Source organism: Pseudocitrobacter faecalis (assembly GCF_965231525.1).
In the GTDB taxonomy this organism is placed as follows: domain Bacteria; phylum Pseudomonadota; class Gammaproteobacteria; order Enterobacterales; family Enterobacteriaceae; genus Pseudocitrobacter; species Pseudocitrobacter faecalis.
The window spans coordinates 2,946,780-2,963,345 of the sequence record NZ_CBDDNJ010000002.1; the positions used below are offsets into that span (position 1 = coordinate 2,946,780).

The window sequence follows — 16,566 nt, forward strand, 5'->3', positions numbered from 1 at the left end:
TTCCTGAATGAATTAATTATTAATCAATGGATTGTGTACTGTAGGCGCCGGCCTGAATTGCCTGACGTCGCCACAGCACCAGAATGCAGGTTGAAATGGCTGTTCCTACCAGCGCCGCGCCAAACCAGCCGCCTGCCGCCAGGACCCGGCCCAGTCCGCCATCCTGTAATAAAAAGAGAGAAAAGATGCCTGCGCCAGGCGTTTGCAGGCCAATGTTCATCGCGCCGACGATCGCGCCCGTCGCCATTGAACCGATCACAAATGAGCCGATCACCCGCAGCGGATCTTCAATCGCCATGGGGATCGCCCCTTCGGTGATACCCGCCAGGCCCAACAGCCATGTCGATTTTCCCGTTTCGATCTCAAACGATTTGAACTGCCGTGGCGCGATCATCGTGGATGCGGTAACGGTAAAGGCGGAGACCATTTTGACCGATGCGAAGATGGCGTACGGGCCATACACACCATTTGCCATCGCCCCGAGACAGAAGGCATAAGCGGCTTTATTTACCGGCCCCCCGAGGTCAAATGAACACATAAAACCAAGGATGGCACCCAGTACCAACGCATTACTGCCAGAGAGACCATTCAACCAGGCTGTAAGGCTGCTGTTGATCCAGGCAACAGGCTCACCAATAACAAATAGCATCAGGCTACCCGCAGCCAGCGTGCCGATGACCGGGTAGAGATAGAACGTCAGAAAGCCGTTAAAACGACTGCTCAGGCGAATATGATTTTTCACCCAACGCATCAGATAACCTGCGATCAACCCCCCGGCAATCGCCCCTAAAAACCCTGAACCAATCATGTTGGCAGCAAGACCTGCGGCAAAACCGGGCGCCAGCGCGGGTTTATCGGCGAGGGAATAGGCGGTATAGGCAGCCAAAACGGGCACCATCAGAATGCCGAGCAGGCCGCCCCCGAGTTTGCGGTAGAGCCATAACCACGAGTTCTCCTGGTCGAAGAGATGCTGTAAATCAAACATTTGTGCGAGCAACACCGCCACGGCCAGAACGGTGCCACCGGCCACAATCAACGGTACGGCAAAAGAGATGCCACTGAGCAGAGCCTGTTTTAATTCCGTTTTAACATCGTGCCGGGTCGTCTCCTGAACGACCGTCGCTCGTTTTTCGTCGACCGGTTCTAACGCCAGCGCCTGATTTATCAGCTTTTCCGCATGCTTAATCGGCTCGGCAACCGGTACGTTTAACGAGGGAATACCGCGAAATCGCTCAACATCTTTAATCGCAACTTCAGCCGCAAAAATCGCCGCCTGCGCCGTTGACAGTTGCTCGGGCGTCAGTCGCCCTTCAATCCCGTTCGCCCCCTGCTTTTCAACCACCACGCGCACACCCAGTTTATGCCCGGCCTTTTCCAGATACTCCGCCGCCATATAGGTGTGCGCAATGCCCGCCGGGCAGGCTGTCACGCAGACAATCAAAGGCGTGTCGTCTGACAGGGATGACGTCTTCTCAGGCGTGGTCAGGGAAAGTGCTGACAATAACGCCTGCGGCGTCGTCGCATTCATCACCGCCGCCCGCACATCATCATCAACCAACGCACTGGTAAGCTGGGTGAGGATCTCAATATGCGTCGAGCCCGCCTCTGATGGCGGAATCGCCAGCAGAAAAATAAGCTCAACGCTCTCCGGGCCGTCTACGCCTTCCCACTGTAATGGCTCGATTAAGGTCGCTACGGCGAAGGCCGCTTCTTTTACCGCAGCGCTTTTACCATGTGGCACCGCCAGACCTTCACCCAGCGCGGTCGGCCCGATGCTCTCTCGATGAAAGACTTCCTGTAAATACGTTTGGAGATCATCAATTTTACCCAGCTCAGCCAGCCGCTTCGCCAGTTCGCAAATCGCCTCATCCCGGCTGTTAAACCGGGCGTTCAGGCAAATTGCACTGGGGTGTGTCAACGCCATCAGATTCATCACGTTTCATCCTCTGCTATGAAATCTACGCCTCGTTGCGCAGAAAACATGCATTTTGCCCAGGGATTTAATACCTTTACGTGATCAATTTCACTTAATACGCAAAATTTGTATTTAATTTGTATTATTTACTATTCCCGCTAACCGCGCATAATGAGCCAGAATCGTATTATTTTTCTGATACATCCCTGGGCTGAATGATCATGAGTAAAAAACCCCTCTACAGGCAGATTGCCGATGCCATACGCCTGCGAATTGAGCGCGGCGAGTTAAAAGCGGGAGATGCCCTGCCCACCGAAGCCGCGCTTCAGACAGAATATGGCGTGAGCCGGGTAACGGTGCGTCAGGCGCTTAAACAGCTTACCGAGCAAAAGGTGATTGAAAGTATTCAGGGCAGCGGAAGCTACGTGAAAGAGGAGCGAGTGAATTATGATATTTATCAACTCACCGGCTTCGATGAGAAACTGGCCGACCGTCAGGTAACGACCCACAGCGAAGTGCATGTTTTTGAAGTCATTGGTGCGGATGAATCACTGGCTTCGCAATTGCAACTCAAAACAGATGATAAAATCTGGCATGTGAAGCGTGTGCGCTTTATCAAACATAAACCGGTCGCCATGGAAGAAACATGGATGCCATTATCACTCTTTCCAGACCTGACCTGGTCTGTGATGGAAGGGTCTAAGTACCATTTTATTGAAGAGATCAAAAAGCAGGTCATCGATCGCAGCGAACAAGAAATTGTGCCGATTATGCCAACAGATGAGATTGCCGGGATCCTGAACATCGACCCAACAAAACCGATACTGGAAAAAATATCACGTGGTTTTCTACAAGATGGACAAATCTTTGAATATAGCCGGAATGTATTTAATAGCGACGACTACCGCTTTACGTTGGTAGCCAGACGCCGCCATTAAAAAAGGCCATCATAAGATGGCCAACCATGTCGAAATCGAACATATAAGGCTCCCCTGCTTCATATTTCTCGAAGCTTACCGGGGAGCGGAGAGGATTTTTATCCCAGTACTACTTTCAGCGCTTCGCCGATATCGGCCAGGCTGCGAACGGTACGAACGCCAGCCGCTTCCAGTGCAGCAAACTTCTCGTCTGCCGTGCCTTTGCCGCCCGCAATGATGGCGCCAGCGTGGCCCATACGTTTGCCTTTCGGCGCGGTAACGCCCGCGATATAGCCGACAACCGGTTTGGTGACGTGATCTTTAATGTACGCCGCCGCTTCTTCTTCCGCGCTACCGCCGATCTCACCGATCATGACGATCGCTTCAGTCTGCGGATCTTCCTGGAACATTTTCAGGATATCGATGAAGTTAGAACCCGGGATCGGGTCGCCGCCGATGCCCACACAGGTGGACTGGCCGAAGCCGTAGTCAGTAGTCTGTTTAACGGCTTCATAAGTCAGGGTACCAGAGCGGGAAACGATGCCCACTTTGCCCGGCTTATGAATGTGGCCTGGCTGGATGCCGATTTTGCACGCGCCCGGGGTGATAACGCCTGGGCAGTTCGGGCCAATCATGCGCACGCCTGCTTCGTCCAGTTTCACCTTCACGGTCAGCATATCCAGCGTCGGGATACCTTCGGTGATGGTGATGATAAGCTTAATGCCTGCATCGATGGCTTCCAGAATGGAATCTTTGCAGAACGGTGCCGGAACGTAAATAACAGAGGCGGTTGCGCCGGTTGCTTCTACGGCTTCGCGCACGGTGTTAAATACTGGCAGACCCAGATGCGTGGTGCCGCCTTTGCCTGGCGTTACGCCGCCAACCATCTGCGTACCGTAAGCGATCGCCTGTTCGGAGTGGAAAGTCCCCTGGCTACCGGTGAAGCCCTGACAGATAACCTTGGTGTTTTTATCAATTAAAATGGACATTATTTCCCCTCCACTGCTGCAACAACTTGAACTGCTGCATCCGTCAGACCTTTCGCTGCAATAATATTCAGGCCACTATCAGCCAGTTTCTTCGCGCCGAGTTCGGCGTTGTTACCTTCGAGACGGACAACAACCGGTACGTTGACGCCCACTTCTTCTACAGCACCGATAATACCGTCAGCGATCAGGTCGCAACGGACGATACCGCCGAAGATGTTAACCAGCACGGCTTTCACTTGGTCATCGGAAAGGATGATTTTGAATGCTTCAGTCACACGCTCTTTGGTTGCGCCGCCGCCAACGTCGAGGAAGTTAGCCGGTTCGCCGCCGTGCAGTTTAACGATGTCCATGGTGCCCATTGCCAGGCCCGCGCCGTTAACCATGCAACCAATGTTACCGTCCAGCGCAACGTAGTTCAGTTCCCACTGTGCAGCCTGGGCTTCACGCGGATCTTCCTGAGACTGGTCGCGCATTTCGCGCAGATCAGCCTGGCGGAACAGCGCGTTACCGTCCGCGCCCAGTTTGCCATCGAGGCAGATCAGGTCACCCTGTTTAGTGATAACCAGCGGGTTGATTTCAATCAGCGCCAGGTCGCGCTCAAGGAAGATAGTCGCCAGACCCATGAAGATTTTGGTGAACTGCTGAACCTGCTTACCTTCCAGACCCAGTTTGAATGCCAGCTCGCGACCCTGATACGGCATCGGGCCCGCCAGCGGATCCAGTGCCACTTTGTGAATCAGATGTGGGGTTTCTTCCGCCACTTTCTCGATTTCCACGCCGCCTTCGGTTGAGGCCATAAAGACCACGCGACGAGAGGAACGATCTACAACCGCGCCCAGATAGAGTTCTTTATCAATATCCGTCGCAGCTTCAACCAGAATCTGGTTAACCGGCTGACCGTGCGCATCTGTCTGGTAGGTCACCAGACGTTTACCCAGCCAGTGCTCAGCAAAAGCGCGAATTTCTTCTTTGCTCTTCACGACTTTCACACCGCCCGCTTTGCCGCGGCCACCAGCGTGAACCTGACATTTTACTACCCACGGACCTGCACCGATTTTAGAAGCGGCTTCTTCTGCTTCACGCGGAGTAGTACAGGCATAACCCACCGGAGCCGGTAAGCCATAGCGGGCAAAAAGTTGTTTTGCCTGATATTCATGTAAGTTCATGTGTTCTATCCATCCTTCAGGTAATCATCGCCAGGCTATATTCATCCTGACTTTCTTTGTTTCGCCGGAGGGCTTCACACCCTCCGGCCTACAGGTGATGCTCCTGTCCGGCGACACGCGCCGGACAAAATGGCTACACGTCCAGCAGCAGGCGAGTCGGGTCTTCCAGCAGCTCTTTAATTGCCACCAGGAAACCAACCGACTCACGGCCATCGATCAGACGGTGGTCGTAAGAGAGAGCCAGGTACATCATCGGCAGAATTTCTACCTTACCATCCACAGCCATCGGGCGATCTTTAATGGCGTGCATGCCCAGGATAGCGCTCTGCGGCGGGTTGATGATAGGGGTAGACATCAGAGAACCGAAAACACCACCATTTGTAATGGTAAAGTTGCCGCCGGTAAGATCTTCTACTGTCAATTTGCCATCACGCCCTTTCAGCGCCAGCTCTTTAATGCGTTTTTCGATGTCAGCCATGCCCAGTGAATCGACATCACGCAGAACCGGGGTCACCAGGCCGCGCGGAGTCGATACCGCCATGCTCACGTCGAAGTAGTTGTGATAAACCACATCTTCGCCATCAATAGACGCGTTCACTTCCGGATAGCGTTTCAGCGCTTCAACAACCGCTTTTACGTAGAAGGACATGAAGCCCAGACGGATGCCGTGACGTTTCTCAAACGCTTCGCCATACTGCTTACGCAGCTCCATAATCGGCTTCATGTTGACTTCGTTAAACGTGGTCAGCATCGCGGTGGAGTTTTTCGCTTCCAGCAGACGCTCTGCAACACGCTTACGCAGACGGGTCATCGGTACGCGTTTTTCGCTACGTCCAGCCAGCGGTGCAACCGGCGCGGCGGCGGCCGGTGCGTCGGCTTTCGCCGGCGCTTTCGCCAGATGTTTTTCTACATCTTCACGGGTGATACGACCACCAACACCAGTGCCTTTAATGGCGCCGGCTTCAAGGTTATGTTCAGCCAGCAGACGGCGAATTGCCGGGCTGAGCGCATCGTTGTTCTGCTCTTCTAAAGACGCCTGCTGGCGCTGCGCCGGGGTAGACTCTTTCGCTTCAGACTTAGCGCTGGTTTCTTTCCCACCGCTATTGCCTTCACGCAGGCGACCCAGGAGCTGGCGAGAGGTTACGGTTGTGCCTTCATCTTCCAGAACTGCATCCAGAATGCCATCTGCCGACGCCGGTACTTCCAGTACCACTTTGTCAGTTTCGATTTCTACCAGCACTTCATCGCGAACAACCGCGTCGCCCGGTTTTTTATGCCAGGTTGCGACAGTGGCATCTGCTACGGATTCAGGCAGGTCAGGGACCAGAATATCTACGCTACTCATTGTGTATCCTTTAATTAATCGACGTTCAGCGCGTCATTGACCAGATCTTGTTGCTGTTTCTGGTGAACGGACATGTATCCTACCGCCGGTGAAGCGGAGGCCGGGCGACCTGCGTAACGCAGAGACGCTCCAAAGGGAATGACTTCACGGAAATGGTGCTGGCTACAGTACCAGGCGCCCTGGTTAAGCGGCTCTTCCTGACACCAGACGAAATCATGTACGTGGGCGAACGGCTTAAGCACTTCCTGCATCGCCTGATGCGGGAATGGATAGAGCTGTTCAATACGCACGATGGCGACATCTTTCTGCTCGTTCTTACGACGCTGCTCGAGCAGGTCGAAATAAACCTTACCAGAACAAAGCACGACGCGTTTCACCGCTTTCGGATCCAGCTCGTCGATTTCGCCAATCGCCGGCATAAAGGTGCCGTTTGCCAGTTCATCCAGGCTGGAAACCGCCAGCGGGTGGCGCAGCAGAGATTTCGGTGACATCACAACCAGCGGACGACGCATTCCGCGCAGCGCCTGACGACGCAGCATGTGGTAAACCTGTGCCGGGGTGGTCGGTACGCAAACCTGCATATTCTGCTCAGCGCAAAGTTGCAGATAACGTTCCAGACGGGCGGAGGAGTGCTCCGGGCCCTGGCCTTCGTAACCGTGCGGCAGCAGCATCACCAGGCCACACATACGGCCCCATTTCTGTTCGCCGGAGGAGATGAACTGGTCGATAACCACCTGCGCGCCATTGGCGAAGTCGCCGAACTGGGCTTCCCAAATGGTCAGCGTGCGCGGTTCTGCGGTGGCATAACCGTATTCGAACGCCAGCACCGCTTCTTCAGACAGCACGGAGTCCCACACTTTGAATTCGCCTTGCCCGTTATGCACGTGTTGCAGCGGGGTGTAAGTCGAACCGTTTGCCTGATTATGGATAACCGCATGGCGGTGGAAGAAGGTACCGCGGCCGGAGTCTTCACCAGACAGACGGACGGAAACCCCTTCATCCACCAGCGTGGCGTAAGCCAGGTTTTCAGCGCCGCCCCAATCGAACAGTTTTTCACCGGCGGCCATCGCCTGACGATCGCCGTAGATTTTTGCGACACGAGACTGCATTTCGACGGCTTCCGGCACCGTACTGATACGGTTAGCCAGTTCCTGCAGGCGTTTCATCTCAACCTTGTTCGGATAGCTTTCATCCCACTCGTGGTTGAGGTACGGCGACCAGGTAAAGGAGTGCAGGTTCATCTGACGCCACTCTTTCACCACGCACTCGCCCGCGTCCAGCGCGTCACGGTACAGGTTGACCATTTCAGTGGCATCTTCCAGCGTGGCGACTTTCTGCTGTTCAAGTTTGTCAGCATAGATCTTACGCGGGGTCGGGTGTTTCTTAATTTTCTGGTACATCAGCGGCTGGGTTGCGCTCGGCTCGTCGGCTTCGTTATGGCCGTGACGGCGGTAGCATACCAGGTCGATGAAGACATCACGTTTAAAGGTGTTACGGAAATCCAGTGCCAGACGGGTCACAAACGCGACCGCTTCCGGGTCATCCGCATTCACGTGGAAAATCGGCGCCATCACCATCTTACCGATATCGGTACAGTACGGTGTGGAACGCGCATCCAGCGGGTTAGAGGTGGTAAAGCCGACCTGGTTGTTAATCACGATGCGAACGGTACCGCCCACTTCGTAACCACGCGCTTTTGACATGTTCAGGGTTTCCTGAACCACGCCCTGCCCTGCAACCGCCGCATCACCGTGAATGGTGATTGGCAGCACCATGTTGCTGCTCGGGTTGTCGAGTCGGTCCAGACGCGCACGCACGGAACCGATAACCACCGGGCTGACAATTTCCAGGTGCGACGGGTTGAACGCCAGCGCCAGGTGTACCAGGCCGCCGTCGGTTTCAAAGTCAGACGAGAAGCCCATGTGGTACTTCACGTCACCGGTGCCGAGGTGCTCTTTATGTTTGCCGGAGAACTCGTCAAACAGATCCTGAGATTTTTTACCCAGCACGTTAATCAGTACGTTCAGACGACCGCGGTGCGCCATACCCAGCACCACTTCACGCGTACCGTTGTTACCCGCGTGACGAATCATCTCTTTTAACATCGGAATCAACGCATCGCCGCCTTCCAGCGAGAAGCGTTTCGCGCCCGGGAATTTCGCACCCAGGTAGCGTTCCAGACCTTCCGCCGCGGTGAGTTCGCTCAGGAAGCGTTTTTTCTCTTCCGCCGTAAAGGTGGCATGCCCGGCTTCGAAGCGCTGCTGAATCCAGCGTTTTTCTTCGGTGCTGGTGATGTGCATATATTCCGCACCGATGGAGCCACAGTAGGTTTGCTTGAGGGCTTCAAGCAGATCGCCCAGCTTCATCGTCTCTTTGCCGATAGCAAATGAGCCTACGTTAAAGGTTTCCTGGAGATCGGCCTCGGTCAGATCGTGGAAAGACGGATCTAAGTCTGCCACTTTATCTTGCTGCCACAGTCCTAACGGGTCGAGATTGGCCTGTTGGTGACCACGGAAGCGATAAGCGTTAATGAGCTGCAGGACTTTTACCTGCTTCGCATTGGTGTCAGGGTCGGAAATCGAAGAAGAGTAACGTGAGGCATCCTTCGCCAGACGACGGAAATATTCACGCGTTGTGGAATGGAGTTGATCCGGTTTGACTCCGGTGCCAGGTAACTGCTGGAACGTCGAACGCCAGTTAGCGTCTACCGAGTCAGGATCGGTTAAGAAGTCTTCATAGAGCTGTTCTATCCAGCTCTGGTTCGAGCCAGAGAGGTAAGAAGAGTCCAACCAGGCTTTCAAAGCGCTGTTCTGCATCGTGATCCCTTAAGCATTTTTATGCTTACTTCGCCGTGGATACTACCACGTACATTGGCTGTACGTGCCGGGGTTCACCTGCGAGCTCTTGTCTAAGTAGTGGCTCGCGAAGGAACCTTTAAAAACTGTCTTTGGGGTCTCCCCTCACCCCGGCCCTCTCCCAAAGGGAGAGGGGGGAGATAAATCTGGCAGTTTTTAGAGGTTTCCTGCAATCCATCCCCTCTCCCTGAGGGAGAGGGTTAGGGTGAGGGGTTTCCCCCTCCAGTTACTTACGCACTGCGCTGTAACAACATCGACTTAATATGACCAATCGCGCGCGTCGGGTTCAGCCCCTTCGGACATACACTGACGCAGTTCATGATGCTATGGCAGCGGAATACGCTGAAAGCGTCACTCAGGCCATCAAGACGGCTGTCGGTTTCGGTATCACGGCTATCAATCAGGAAGCGGTACGCTGCCAACAGACCTGCCGGGCCGATAAACTTATCCGGGTTCCACCAGAACGATGGGCAGGACGTCGAGCAACATGCACACAGGATACACTCGTACAACCCATCGAGTTTTTCACGCTGCTCTGGCCCCTGGAGGTGCTCGCGAGCAGGAGGATTTTGCCCATTATTCAACAAGTAAGGCTTAATCTTCTCATATTGTGCATAGAATTGCCCCATGTCTACCACCAAATCACGAATGACCGGTAAACCAGGCAGTGGACGGATAACAATTTTCTGTTTGCCATTGCCCAGCGCCGAAATAGGCGTGATGCAGGCCAGACCGTTCTTACCGTTCATGTTCAGGCCATCGGAACCACATACCCCTTCACGGCAGGAGCGGCGGAACGACAGGCTTGGGTCTTTCTCTTTCAACTGGATGAGCGCATCCAGCAGCATCATGTCGCGCCCTTCTTCGCCTTCCAGGGTGTAATCCTGCATGCGCGGAGCGTCATCGACATCCGGGTTATAACGATAAATTGAAAATTCGAGTTTCATTGACCTGTCTCCGCATTAATAAGTACGAATCTTCGGCGGGAATGCCGGACGCAGTTTGGGTTCCATATTGACGCTACGACGCGTCATGGACTCAGACTCTGGCAGATACAGGGAATGGCACAGCCAGTTTTCGTCGTCACGATCCGGATAGTCGAAGCGGCTATGCGCGCCACGACTCTCGGTGCGGAAGTTTGCGGATACGGCGGTCGCGTAAGCGGTTTCCATCAGGTTATCCAGTTCCAGACACTCAACACGCTGGGTGTTAAATTCGCTGGAAGTATCGTCCAGACGGGCATTTTTCAGACGCTCACGGATAGCTTTCAATTGCTCAAGACCTTTCGCCATCGCATCACCCTCACGGAATACCGAGAAGTTATGCTGCATGCACTCCTGAAGCGCTTTGCGGATTTCTACCGGATCTTCACCGTCACGGTTGCCGTTCCAGCGATTCAGACGCTCAAGAGACGCGTCAATCTCGTCTTCGGTGGCATCGCGCAGCGCGCCCTGCTCAGCGATAGATTCCTGCAGATGCAGGCCTGCCGCACGGCCAAACACCACCAGGTCAAGCAGTGAGTTACCGCCCAAACGGTTAGCGCCGTGTACGGATACGCAGGCAATCTCACCGACCGCGAACAGCCCTGGGATCACCACATCTTCACCCTGCTCGTTCACCGTCAGCGCCTGGCCAGTCACTTTAGTCGGAATACCGCCCATCATGTAGTGGCAGGTTGGAATAACCGGAATCGGTTCTTTAACCGGGTCAACGTGTGCGAAGGTACGGGAAAGCTCAAGAATGCCCGGCAGACGGGATTCCAGCACTTCTTTACCCAGATGGTCGAGTTTCAGTTTCGCGTGCGGGCCCCAGGGGCCATCGCAGCCACGACCTTCACGGATTTCGATCATGATGGAACGCGCCACCACGTCACGACCCGCCAGGTCTTTTGCGTTCGGGGCATAACGCTCCATAAAGCGCTCGCCATGTTTGTTCAGCAGGTAGCCACCTTCACCACGGCAGCCTTCGGTGACCAGCACGCCCGCACCGGCGATACCGGTTGGGTGGAACTGCCACATTTCCATATCCTGCACTGGCACACCGGCACGCAGGGCCATACCGACGCCGTCACCGGTGTTGATATGCGCGTTAGTGGTGGACTGATAGATACGGCCTGCCCCGCCGGTCGCCAGTACGGTGGCATTGGCTTTGAAGTAAACCACTTCACCGGTTTCGATACACAGCGCGGTACACCCGACCACTGCGCCATCGGCGTTTTTGACCAGATCCAGCGCGTACCACTCAGAGAAAATCGTGGTGTGGTTTTTCAGGTTCTGCTGATAAAGCGTGTGCAGCAGTGCGTGTCCGGTACGGTCAGCCGCCGCCGCAGTACGTGCCGCCTGCTCGCCGCCGAAGTTTTTCGACTGGCCGCCAAACGGACGTTGATAGATACGACCATCGTCCAGACGAGAGAACGGCAGGCCCATATGTTCCAGCTCCAGAATCGCTTCCGGGCCGGTTTTACACATATATTCGATCGCGTCCTGGTCACCAATGTAGTCCGACCCTTTTACGGTGTCGTACATGTGCCATTCCCAGTTATCTTCATGGGTATTACCCAGCGCAACGGTGATACCACCCTGCGCGGAAACGGTGTGCGAACGGGTTGGGAAAACTTTAGAGAGCAGCGCACAGGTCTGGCCGCTCTGGGAAATTTGCAGTGCCGCACGCATACCCGCGCCACCGGCACCAATCACAACAGCATCAAATTCTCTTACTGGCAGTTTCATTACACACCCCACACCACAACAAATCCATAAATGACGTAAACCACCAGCGCAACAACGATTGCCAGTTGCAGCACCATGCGCAGTGCCAGCGGTTTAACGTAGTCGGTCAGCACCTGCCACATGCCAATCCAGGCATGAATCAGGATAGAAAACAGGGCCAACAAGGTGAACACTTTGGTGAACGCAGAGGAGAAGAAACCGCTCCAGACTTCCCAGGTAAGGTCGCCGCTCGTCGCGAAAAAACCAACCATGTAGATAATGTACAGAGTCAGGACGATAGCGGTGGCACGTACCAGGATGAAGTCATGTACGCCGTTGCGTCCTAATGCTGAGGCGTTGCTTACCATACGAGGACTCCTGCAAGAATTGAAAGCACGACAGTAATAACAAAAGAAATTTTGGCGGAGCGCTTACCTGCTTCGAGGGTTTCTTCCAGATAGCCAAAATCCATCAGCAGATGGCGAATCCCTACAATGGCGTGATAAGCCAGCGCCGTCAGAATGCCCCACATAATGAATTTAACGAAGAAGCTGCCCATGATGGAGGACGCATAAAGGAAGCCTTCCGGGGAGGAGAGACTGGTGCCCAGCAGCCAAAGCAGAATCCCGACAGCCACAAACGTTATGACTCCGGAGACGCGATGGAGAATGGACGCTATCGCCGTGATTGGGAACCGGATCGTTTGCAGATCCAGGTTGACAGGTCTTTGTTTTTTCACATTTCTTATCATGAATAACGCCCACATGCTGTTCTTATTGTTTCCTTTCCTCCGGTCTGCTTGCGGGTCAGACAGCGTCCTTATCTATAACTTCGCGTCATATAAAACTCTGCTTCCAGATGCTAAAACGACACGTTACAACGCTGGGTGGCTCGGGATTGCAGGGTGTTCCGGAGACCTGGCGGCAGTATAGGCCGTTCACAAAATCATTACAATTAACCTACATATAGTTTGTCGGGTTTTATGCTGAACAGTGATCAATGTCACGATTACAACAATATTTTAAAAATTAATCACGTGATTTGACAAATATTAAACATTATTGTTACAACCATCACCTGAAAAAGCATATAATGCGCAAAAGTTATGGGGTCACTCTTTCACCTGATAATAAGTTATGTAACAGTGTGGTGCTATTGACCAAAGTTATCAGGAAAGTTATTAGTGATAGACAGGTTTGAATACTCGGACTGCTAATACCCTGATTTGCTGTTGTTTCACTGTAGATTAGACGCATACCGTCAAGCGCCATTTGCTCTGTACCCTGGTATCACCTCTGCAGCAGAGCCTTGAGCCAAATAACAAACTGGTAACGTCGAAATATCAAATGAATGCAAACCAGGTAGCCGGCAGTCTTAAGCAATAAGGCGCTAAGGAGACCGTAAATGGCTGATACAAAAGCAAAAATCACCCTAGGTGGTGACACTGCTATCGAACTGGATGTGCTAAAAGGCACGCTCGGTGAGGATGTTATTGATATCCGTAGTCTTGGTTCAAAGGGCATTTTTACTTTTGACCCTGGTTTCACCTCTACCGCATCCTGCGAATCCAAAATCACATTTATTGATGGTGATGAAGGCATCCTGCTGCACCGCGGTTTTCCGATTGACCAGTTAGCCACTGAATCCAACTACCTTGAAGTGTGCTACATCCTGCTGCACGGTGAAAAACCAACCCAGGCAGAGTACGACGAATTCAAAACCACCGTTACCCGCCACACCATGATCCACGAGCAGATCACACGTCTGTTCCATGCGTTCCGCCGCGACTCTCACCCAATGGCGGTGATGTGCGGGATCACCGGCGCGCTGGCGGCGTTCTATCATGACTCACTGGATGTGAATAACCCGCGTCATCGCGATATCGCCGCATTCCGTCTGCTGTCTAAAATGCCAACCATGGCGGCGATGTGTTACAAATACTCCATCGGCCAGCCGTTTGTTTACCCGCGCAACGACCTCTCCTACGCGGGCAACTTCCTGAACATGATGTTCTCCACACCGTGCGAACCGTACGAAGTGAATCCGATTCTGGAACGCGCGATGGATCGTATTCTGATCCTGCACGCTGACCACGAACAGAACGCCTCTACCTCTACCGTGCGTACCGCGGGCTCTTCCGGTGCAAACCCGTTTGCCTGCATCGCGGCCGGTATTGCTTCCCTGTGGGGGCCGGCGCATGGCGGTGCCAACGAAGCGGCACTGAAGATGCTGGAAGAGATCAGCTCTGTTGAACACATTCCGGAATTCGTACGTCGTGCGAAAGATAAGAATGATTCTTTCCGTCTGATGGGCTTCGGTCACCGTGTTTATAAAAACTATGACCCACGCGCCACTGTAATGCGTGAAACCTGCCATGAAGTGCTCAGAGAGCTGGGTACCAAAGATGATCTGCTGGAAGTGGCGATGGAGCTGGAACACATCGCGCTCAACGACCCGTATTTCATCGAGAAGAAACTCTACCCGAACGTAGACTTCTACTCCGGTATCATTCTGAAAGCGATGGGCATTCCGTCTTCCATGTTTACCGTTATCTTCGCAATGGCGCGTACCGTGGGCTGGATTGCACACTGGAACGAAATGCACAGCGAAGGCATGAAAATCGCCCGTCCTCGTCAGCTGTACACCGGCTACGAAAAACGCGATTTTAAGTCTGATCTGAAGCATTAATGTGCAGGCTGCCGGGAAACCGGCAGCTTTCTCCCCTCTTTAAATTATTTCCCTTTTCAATATTTCTTTGTGTATTTATTTATCATATCTATTCTCTTTAATCTAAATAACCATCTCAATTAACGTCCTCCGCACGAATTGCTTATATCTGACTTGTGCTTTCTTTTTGTTCAGCATCTAATTACCCACTTTAAAAATAAAGATGCTAATGGAATGAGCAATATTATTTACCTGAGAATTACAGGTGAGCAGCAGGGAAACATTTCCGCTGATTGTGGGAGTGAGGCGTCAATCGGTAACCGCTGGCAACAGAATCATACGGACGAAATTTTCGCATTTTCACTTCGACACGATGTAACCAATACCGGTAGAGGATGTCATTTTCAAGCACTGGAATTCACAAAAACTATCGATAAAAGCAATCCGTTACTCAGTAATGCCATCAATAACAATGAACGATTATTTATCGAAATTGATTTTTATCGCATAAACCGCACCGGTCATTGGGAGCGCTATTATTATATTCAGCTGAGGAATGCTTCCGTATCAAAAATTGATATATCCATTAATATCAAGCATCTTCCTTACGAACATATTTCTGTTATTTATGACTATATTCTCTGTAAGCATCTCATTACTAACACCGAATATAGCTACTTAAATATACCAGCTGAATATAACAACCTATTCTTCCCCAATCTACAACTTCCGTCCCTAAAGTTCAGCTCAACAATAATGAGATTAAAACCCCACCTCCCGCCCCGGAAAAAGTCACACCGGTGTACGCCAAATCCTGTCTGAAAGAAACGGGATGCACGGATGCGGGAGATGCTGAGGAGCCCGCAGAGCATTTCGGCGAAATGGCGATATTTACCCGGACTACCGCCGATGATTGCTGCGGATATGATCATAAGCCAGACAGCAAACATACTACAGTCCCCGCTGAAGCTTCTTCCTTAGCCCCGATGTTGCCAGTGGCAATGAGCCGGGTATGGGGCTCAGAGTCGTTGGGAGGCCTTCTGGGTACCGCTGAAAGCGTGCCATGGATAGGCGCGCTGGCATCAGCACTCTACATTCCTGCGGCGGGAGAAGGAAGCGCGCGCGTCCCCGGGCGCGATGAGTACTGGTATGACGATATTCTTCGGCAAAAGGCCGCCGTAGGCGGCACCGCCACCACTCGCGTGCGTTTTTTCTGGCGAAACGATATTCACGGTAATCCTCAGGTCTATGGGGTACATACGGGTGAAGGCACGCCCTATGAAAATGTGCGCGTTGCCAATATGGTGTGGAACGCAACAACGGGTCGCTACGAATATACCCCCGCAAACAGCGTAGATGGCCCGCTGATCACCTGGACGCCCGAACATCCCGAAAATGGCCATGCGCCAGCCCACACCGGAAATAATGTGCCCACGCTTGATCAGCCGACCATACTGATTACACCTATTCCTGACGGGAAAGACGACTACACGACACCACCTTATCCGGTTCCGGACGTCACGGATTTTAATGATTACATTCTGGTGTTTCCCATCGGTTCGGGAATTAAACCCATTTATGTTTATCTTAAAACAGCCAGAGATGAACCTGGTGTTGCCACTGGAAATGGGCAGGTCATCCCCGATAATGTACGTTGGCTTGAGGCGGCAAGTTCAGGAATCGGCGCACCAATACCTGCACAGGTGGCGGATAAGTTAAGAGGAAGGGAGTTCAGGGATTTTGATCATTTCAGGAGGGAGTTTTGGCTTGCTGTGTCGCTATCCCCTGAATTAATGGCTCAGTTTAGTGATTTAAACCGAAGAGAAATTCTTCTCGGTAACGCTCCTTTTAGCATTCCACCAGAGCAAGTTGGAAAAAGGAAAAGATTCGAAATTCATCATCTTGACTTTATTAGCAAAGGAGGTGAAGTCTTTGATATGGATAATATGCATATCAATACTGTTAAAAATCACATTAAGAATCATTCAAATAAATAGAGAGAAT

Annotated in this window: 12 protein-coding genes and 1 pseudogene; 4 read left to right on the forward strand and 9 right to left on the reverse strand. The window is 52.6% G+C overall.

The features are described 5' to 3' along the window. Positions 1-19: 19 nt before the first annotated feature. The gene (gene mngA, locus ACOXYR_RS14690) at positions 20-1,933 is read right to left on the reverse strand and encodes a PTS 2-O-a-mannosyl-D-glycerate transporter subunit IIABC (protein WP_421356256.1); all 1,914 of its coding nucleotides are present in this window, start codon (positions 1,931-1,933) and stop codon (positions 20-22) included. 203 nt (positions 1,934-2,136) lie between these two features. Here mngA and ACOXYR_RS14695 point away from each other — a divergent pair, with 203 nt between their 5' ends. Beyond that, positions 2,137-2,853, forward strand: coding sequence for a GntR family transcriptional regulator (locus ACOXYR_RS14695; protein ID WP_189623421.1), 717 nt, complete (start codon positions 2,137-2,139; stop codon positions 2,851-2,853). Between the two features lie 98 nt (positions 2,854-2,951). Here ACOXYR_RS14695 and sucD read toward each other — a convergent pair whose 3' ends face one another. The 8 genes from sucD to sdhC all read right to left on the reverse strand — a co-directional run bounded on the left by sucD (position 2,952) and on the right by sdhC (position 12,661). Beyond that, positions 2,952-3,821 carry a succinate--CoA ligase subunit alpha gene (gene sucD, locus ACOXYR_RS14700; protein WP_015965312.1) on the reverse strand — a complete coding sequence of 290 codons (870 nt, stop codon included), beginning with the start codon at positions 3,819-3,821 and terminating at the stop codon, positions 2,952-2,954. Beyond that, a complete protein-coding gene (gene sucC / locus ACOXYR_RS14705) occupies positions 3,821-4,987 on the reverse strand; it encodes an ADP-forming succinate--CoA ligase subunit beta (RefSeq protein WP_421356241.1) in 1,167 nt (388 codons plus the stop codon). The genes sucD and sucC overlap by 1 nt, the downstream gene beginning before the upstream one ends. Before the next feature lie 133 nt (positions 4,988-5,120). After that, complete coding sequence (odhB, locus tag ACOXYR_RS14710; protein ID WP_421356242.1) at positions 5,121-6,332, reverse strand: 2-oxoglutarate dehydrogenase complex dihydrolipoyllysine-residue succinyltransferase; 1,212 nt, start codon at positions 6,330-6,332, stop codon at positions 5,121-5,123. A gap of 14 nt (positions 6,333-6,346) precedes the next feature. Then, positions 6,347-9,148 carry a 2-oxoglutarate dehydrogenase E1 component gene (sucA, locus tag ACOXYR_RS14715; protein WP_108473878.1) on the reverse strand — a complete coding sequence of 934 codons (2,802 nt, stop codon included), beginning with the start codon at positions 9,146-9,148 and terminating at the stop codon, positions 6,347-6,349. A gap of 269 nt (positions 9,149-9,417) precedes the next feature. Beyond that, positions 9,418-10,134 carry a succinate dehydrogenase iron-sulfur subunit SdhB gene (gene sdhB / locus ACOXYR_RS14720; protein ID WP_108473879.1) on the reverse strand — a complete coding sequence of 239 codons (717 nt, stop codon included), beginning with the start codon at positions 10,132-10,134 and terminating at the stop codon, positions 9,418-9,420. A gap of 15 nt (positions 10,135-10,149) precedes the next feature. Continuing rightward, entirely contained in the window at positions 10,150-11,916 is a 1,767-nt protein-coding gene (sdhA, locus tag ACOXYR_RS14725; protein ID WP_108473880.1) for a succinate dehydrogenase flavoprotein subunit, read from the reverse strand. After that, positions 11,916-12,263, reverse strand: a complete 348-nt coding sequence (sdhD, locus tag ACOXYR_RS14730; protein ID WP_015965318.1) for a succinate dehydrogenase membrane anchor subunit — start codon at positions 12,261-12,263, stop codon at positions 11,916-11,918. Before sdhD ends, sdhA begins: the two co-directional genes overlap by 1 nt. Continuing rightward, positions 12,257-12,661, reverse strand: coding sequence for a succinate dehydrogenase cytochrome b556 subunit (gene sdhC / locus ACOXYR_RS14735; RefSeq protein ID WP_015965319.1), 405 nt, complete (start codon positions 12,659-12,661; stop codon positions 12,257-12,259). The genes sdhD and sdhC overlap by 7 nt, the downstream gene beginning before the upstream one ends. Positions 12,662-12,987: 326 nt before the next feature. Between sdhC and ACOXYR_RS14740 the strand changes: the two genes are divergently transcribed. The 3 genes and pseudogenes from ACOXYR_RS14740 (at position 12,988) to tssD (ending at position 16,559) form a co-directional block, all read left to right on the forward strand. After that, entirely contained in the window at positions 12,988-13,095 is a 108-nt protein-coding gene (locus ACOXYR_RS14740; RefSeq protein ID WP_420851427.1) for a hypothetical protein, read from the forward strand. 204 nt (positions 13,096-13,299) lie between these two features. Next, the gene (locus tag ACOXYR_RS14745; protein WP_113857489.1) at positions 13,300-14,583 is read left to right on the forward strand and encodes a citrate synthase; all 1,284 of its coding nucleotides are present in this window, start codon (positions 13,300-13,302) and stop codon (positions 14,581-14,583) included. A gap of 213 nt (positions 14,584-14,796) precedes the next feature. Next, a pseudogene (gene tssD / locus ACOXYR_RS14750) lies at positions 14,797-16,559 on the forward strand (type VI secretion system tube protein TssD). The last annotated feature ends 7 nt before the right edge of the window (positions 16,560-16,566 follow it).

Bases quoted from the DNA above. Each gene is read 5' to 3' on its own strand.
- mngA (WP_421356256.1), bottom strand. From the start codon at position 1,933: ATGAATCTGATGGCGTTGACACACCCCAGTGCAATTTGCCTGAACGCC.
- ACOXYR_RS14695 (WP_189623421.1), top strand. From the start codon at position 2,137: ATGAGTAAAAAACCCCTCTACAGGCAGATTGCCGATGCCATACGCCTG.
- sucD (WP_015965312.1), bottom strand. From the start codon at position 3,821: ATGTCCATTTTAATTGATAAAAACACCAAGGTTATCTGTCAGGGCTTC.
- sucC (WP_421356241.1), bottom strand. From the start codon at position 4,987: ATGAACTTACATGAATATCAGGCAAAACAACTTTTTGCCCGCTATGGC.
- odhB (WP_421356242.1), bottom strand. From the start codon at position 6,332: ATGAGTAGCGTAGATATTCTGGTCCCTGACCTGCCTGAATCCGTAGCA.
- sucA (WP_108473878.1), bottom strand. From the start codon at position 9,148: ATGCAGAACAGCGCTTTGAAAGCCTGGTTGGACTCTTCTTACCTCTCT.
- sdhB (WP_108473879.1), bottom strand. From the start codon at position 10,134: ATGAAACTCGAATTTTCAATTTATCGTTATAACCCGGATGTCGATGAC.
- sdhA (WP_108473880.1), bottom strand. From the start codon at position 11,916: ATGAAACTGCCAGTAAGAGAATTTGATGCTGTTGTGATTGGTGCCGGT.
- sdhD (WP_015965318.1), bottom strand. From the start codon at position 12,263: ATGGTAAGCAACGCCTCAGCATTAGGACGCAACGGCGTACATGACTTC.
- sdhC (WP_015965319.1), bottom strand. From the start codon at position 12,661: ATGTGGGCGTTATTCATGATAAGAAATGTGAAAAAACAAAGACCTGTC.
- ACOXYR_RS14740 (WP_420851427.1), top strand. From the start codon at position 12,988: ATGCGCAAAAGTTATGGGGTCACTCTTTCACCTGATAATAAGTTATGT.
- ACOXYR_RS14745 (WP_113857489.1), top strand. From the start codon at position 13,300: ATGGCTGATACAAAAGCAAAAATCACCCTAGGTGGTGACACTGCTATC.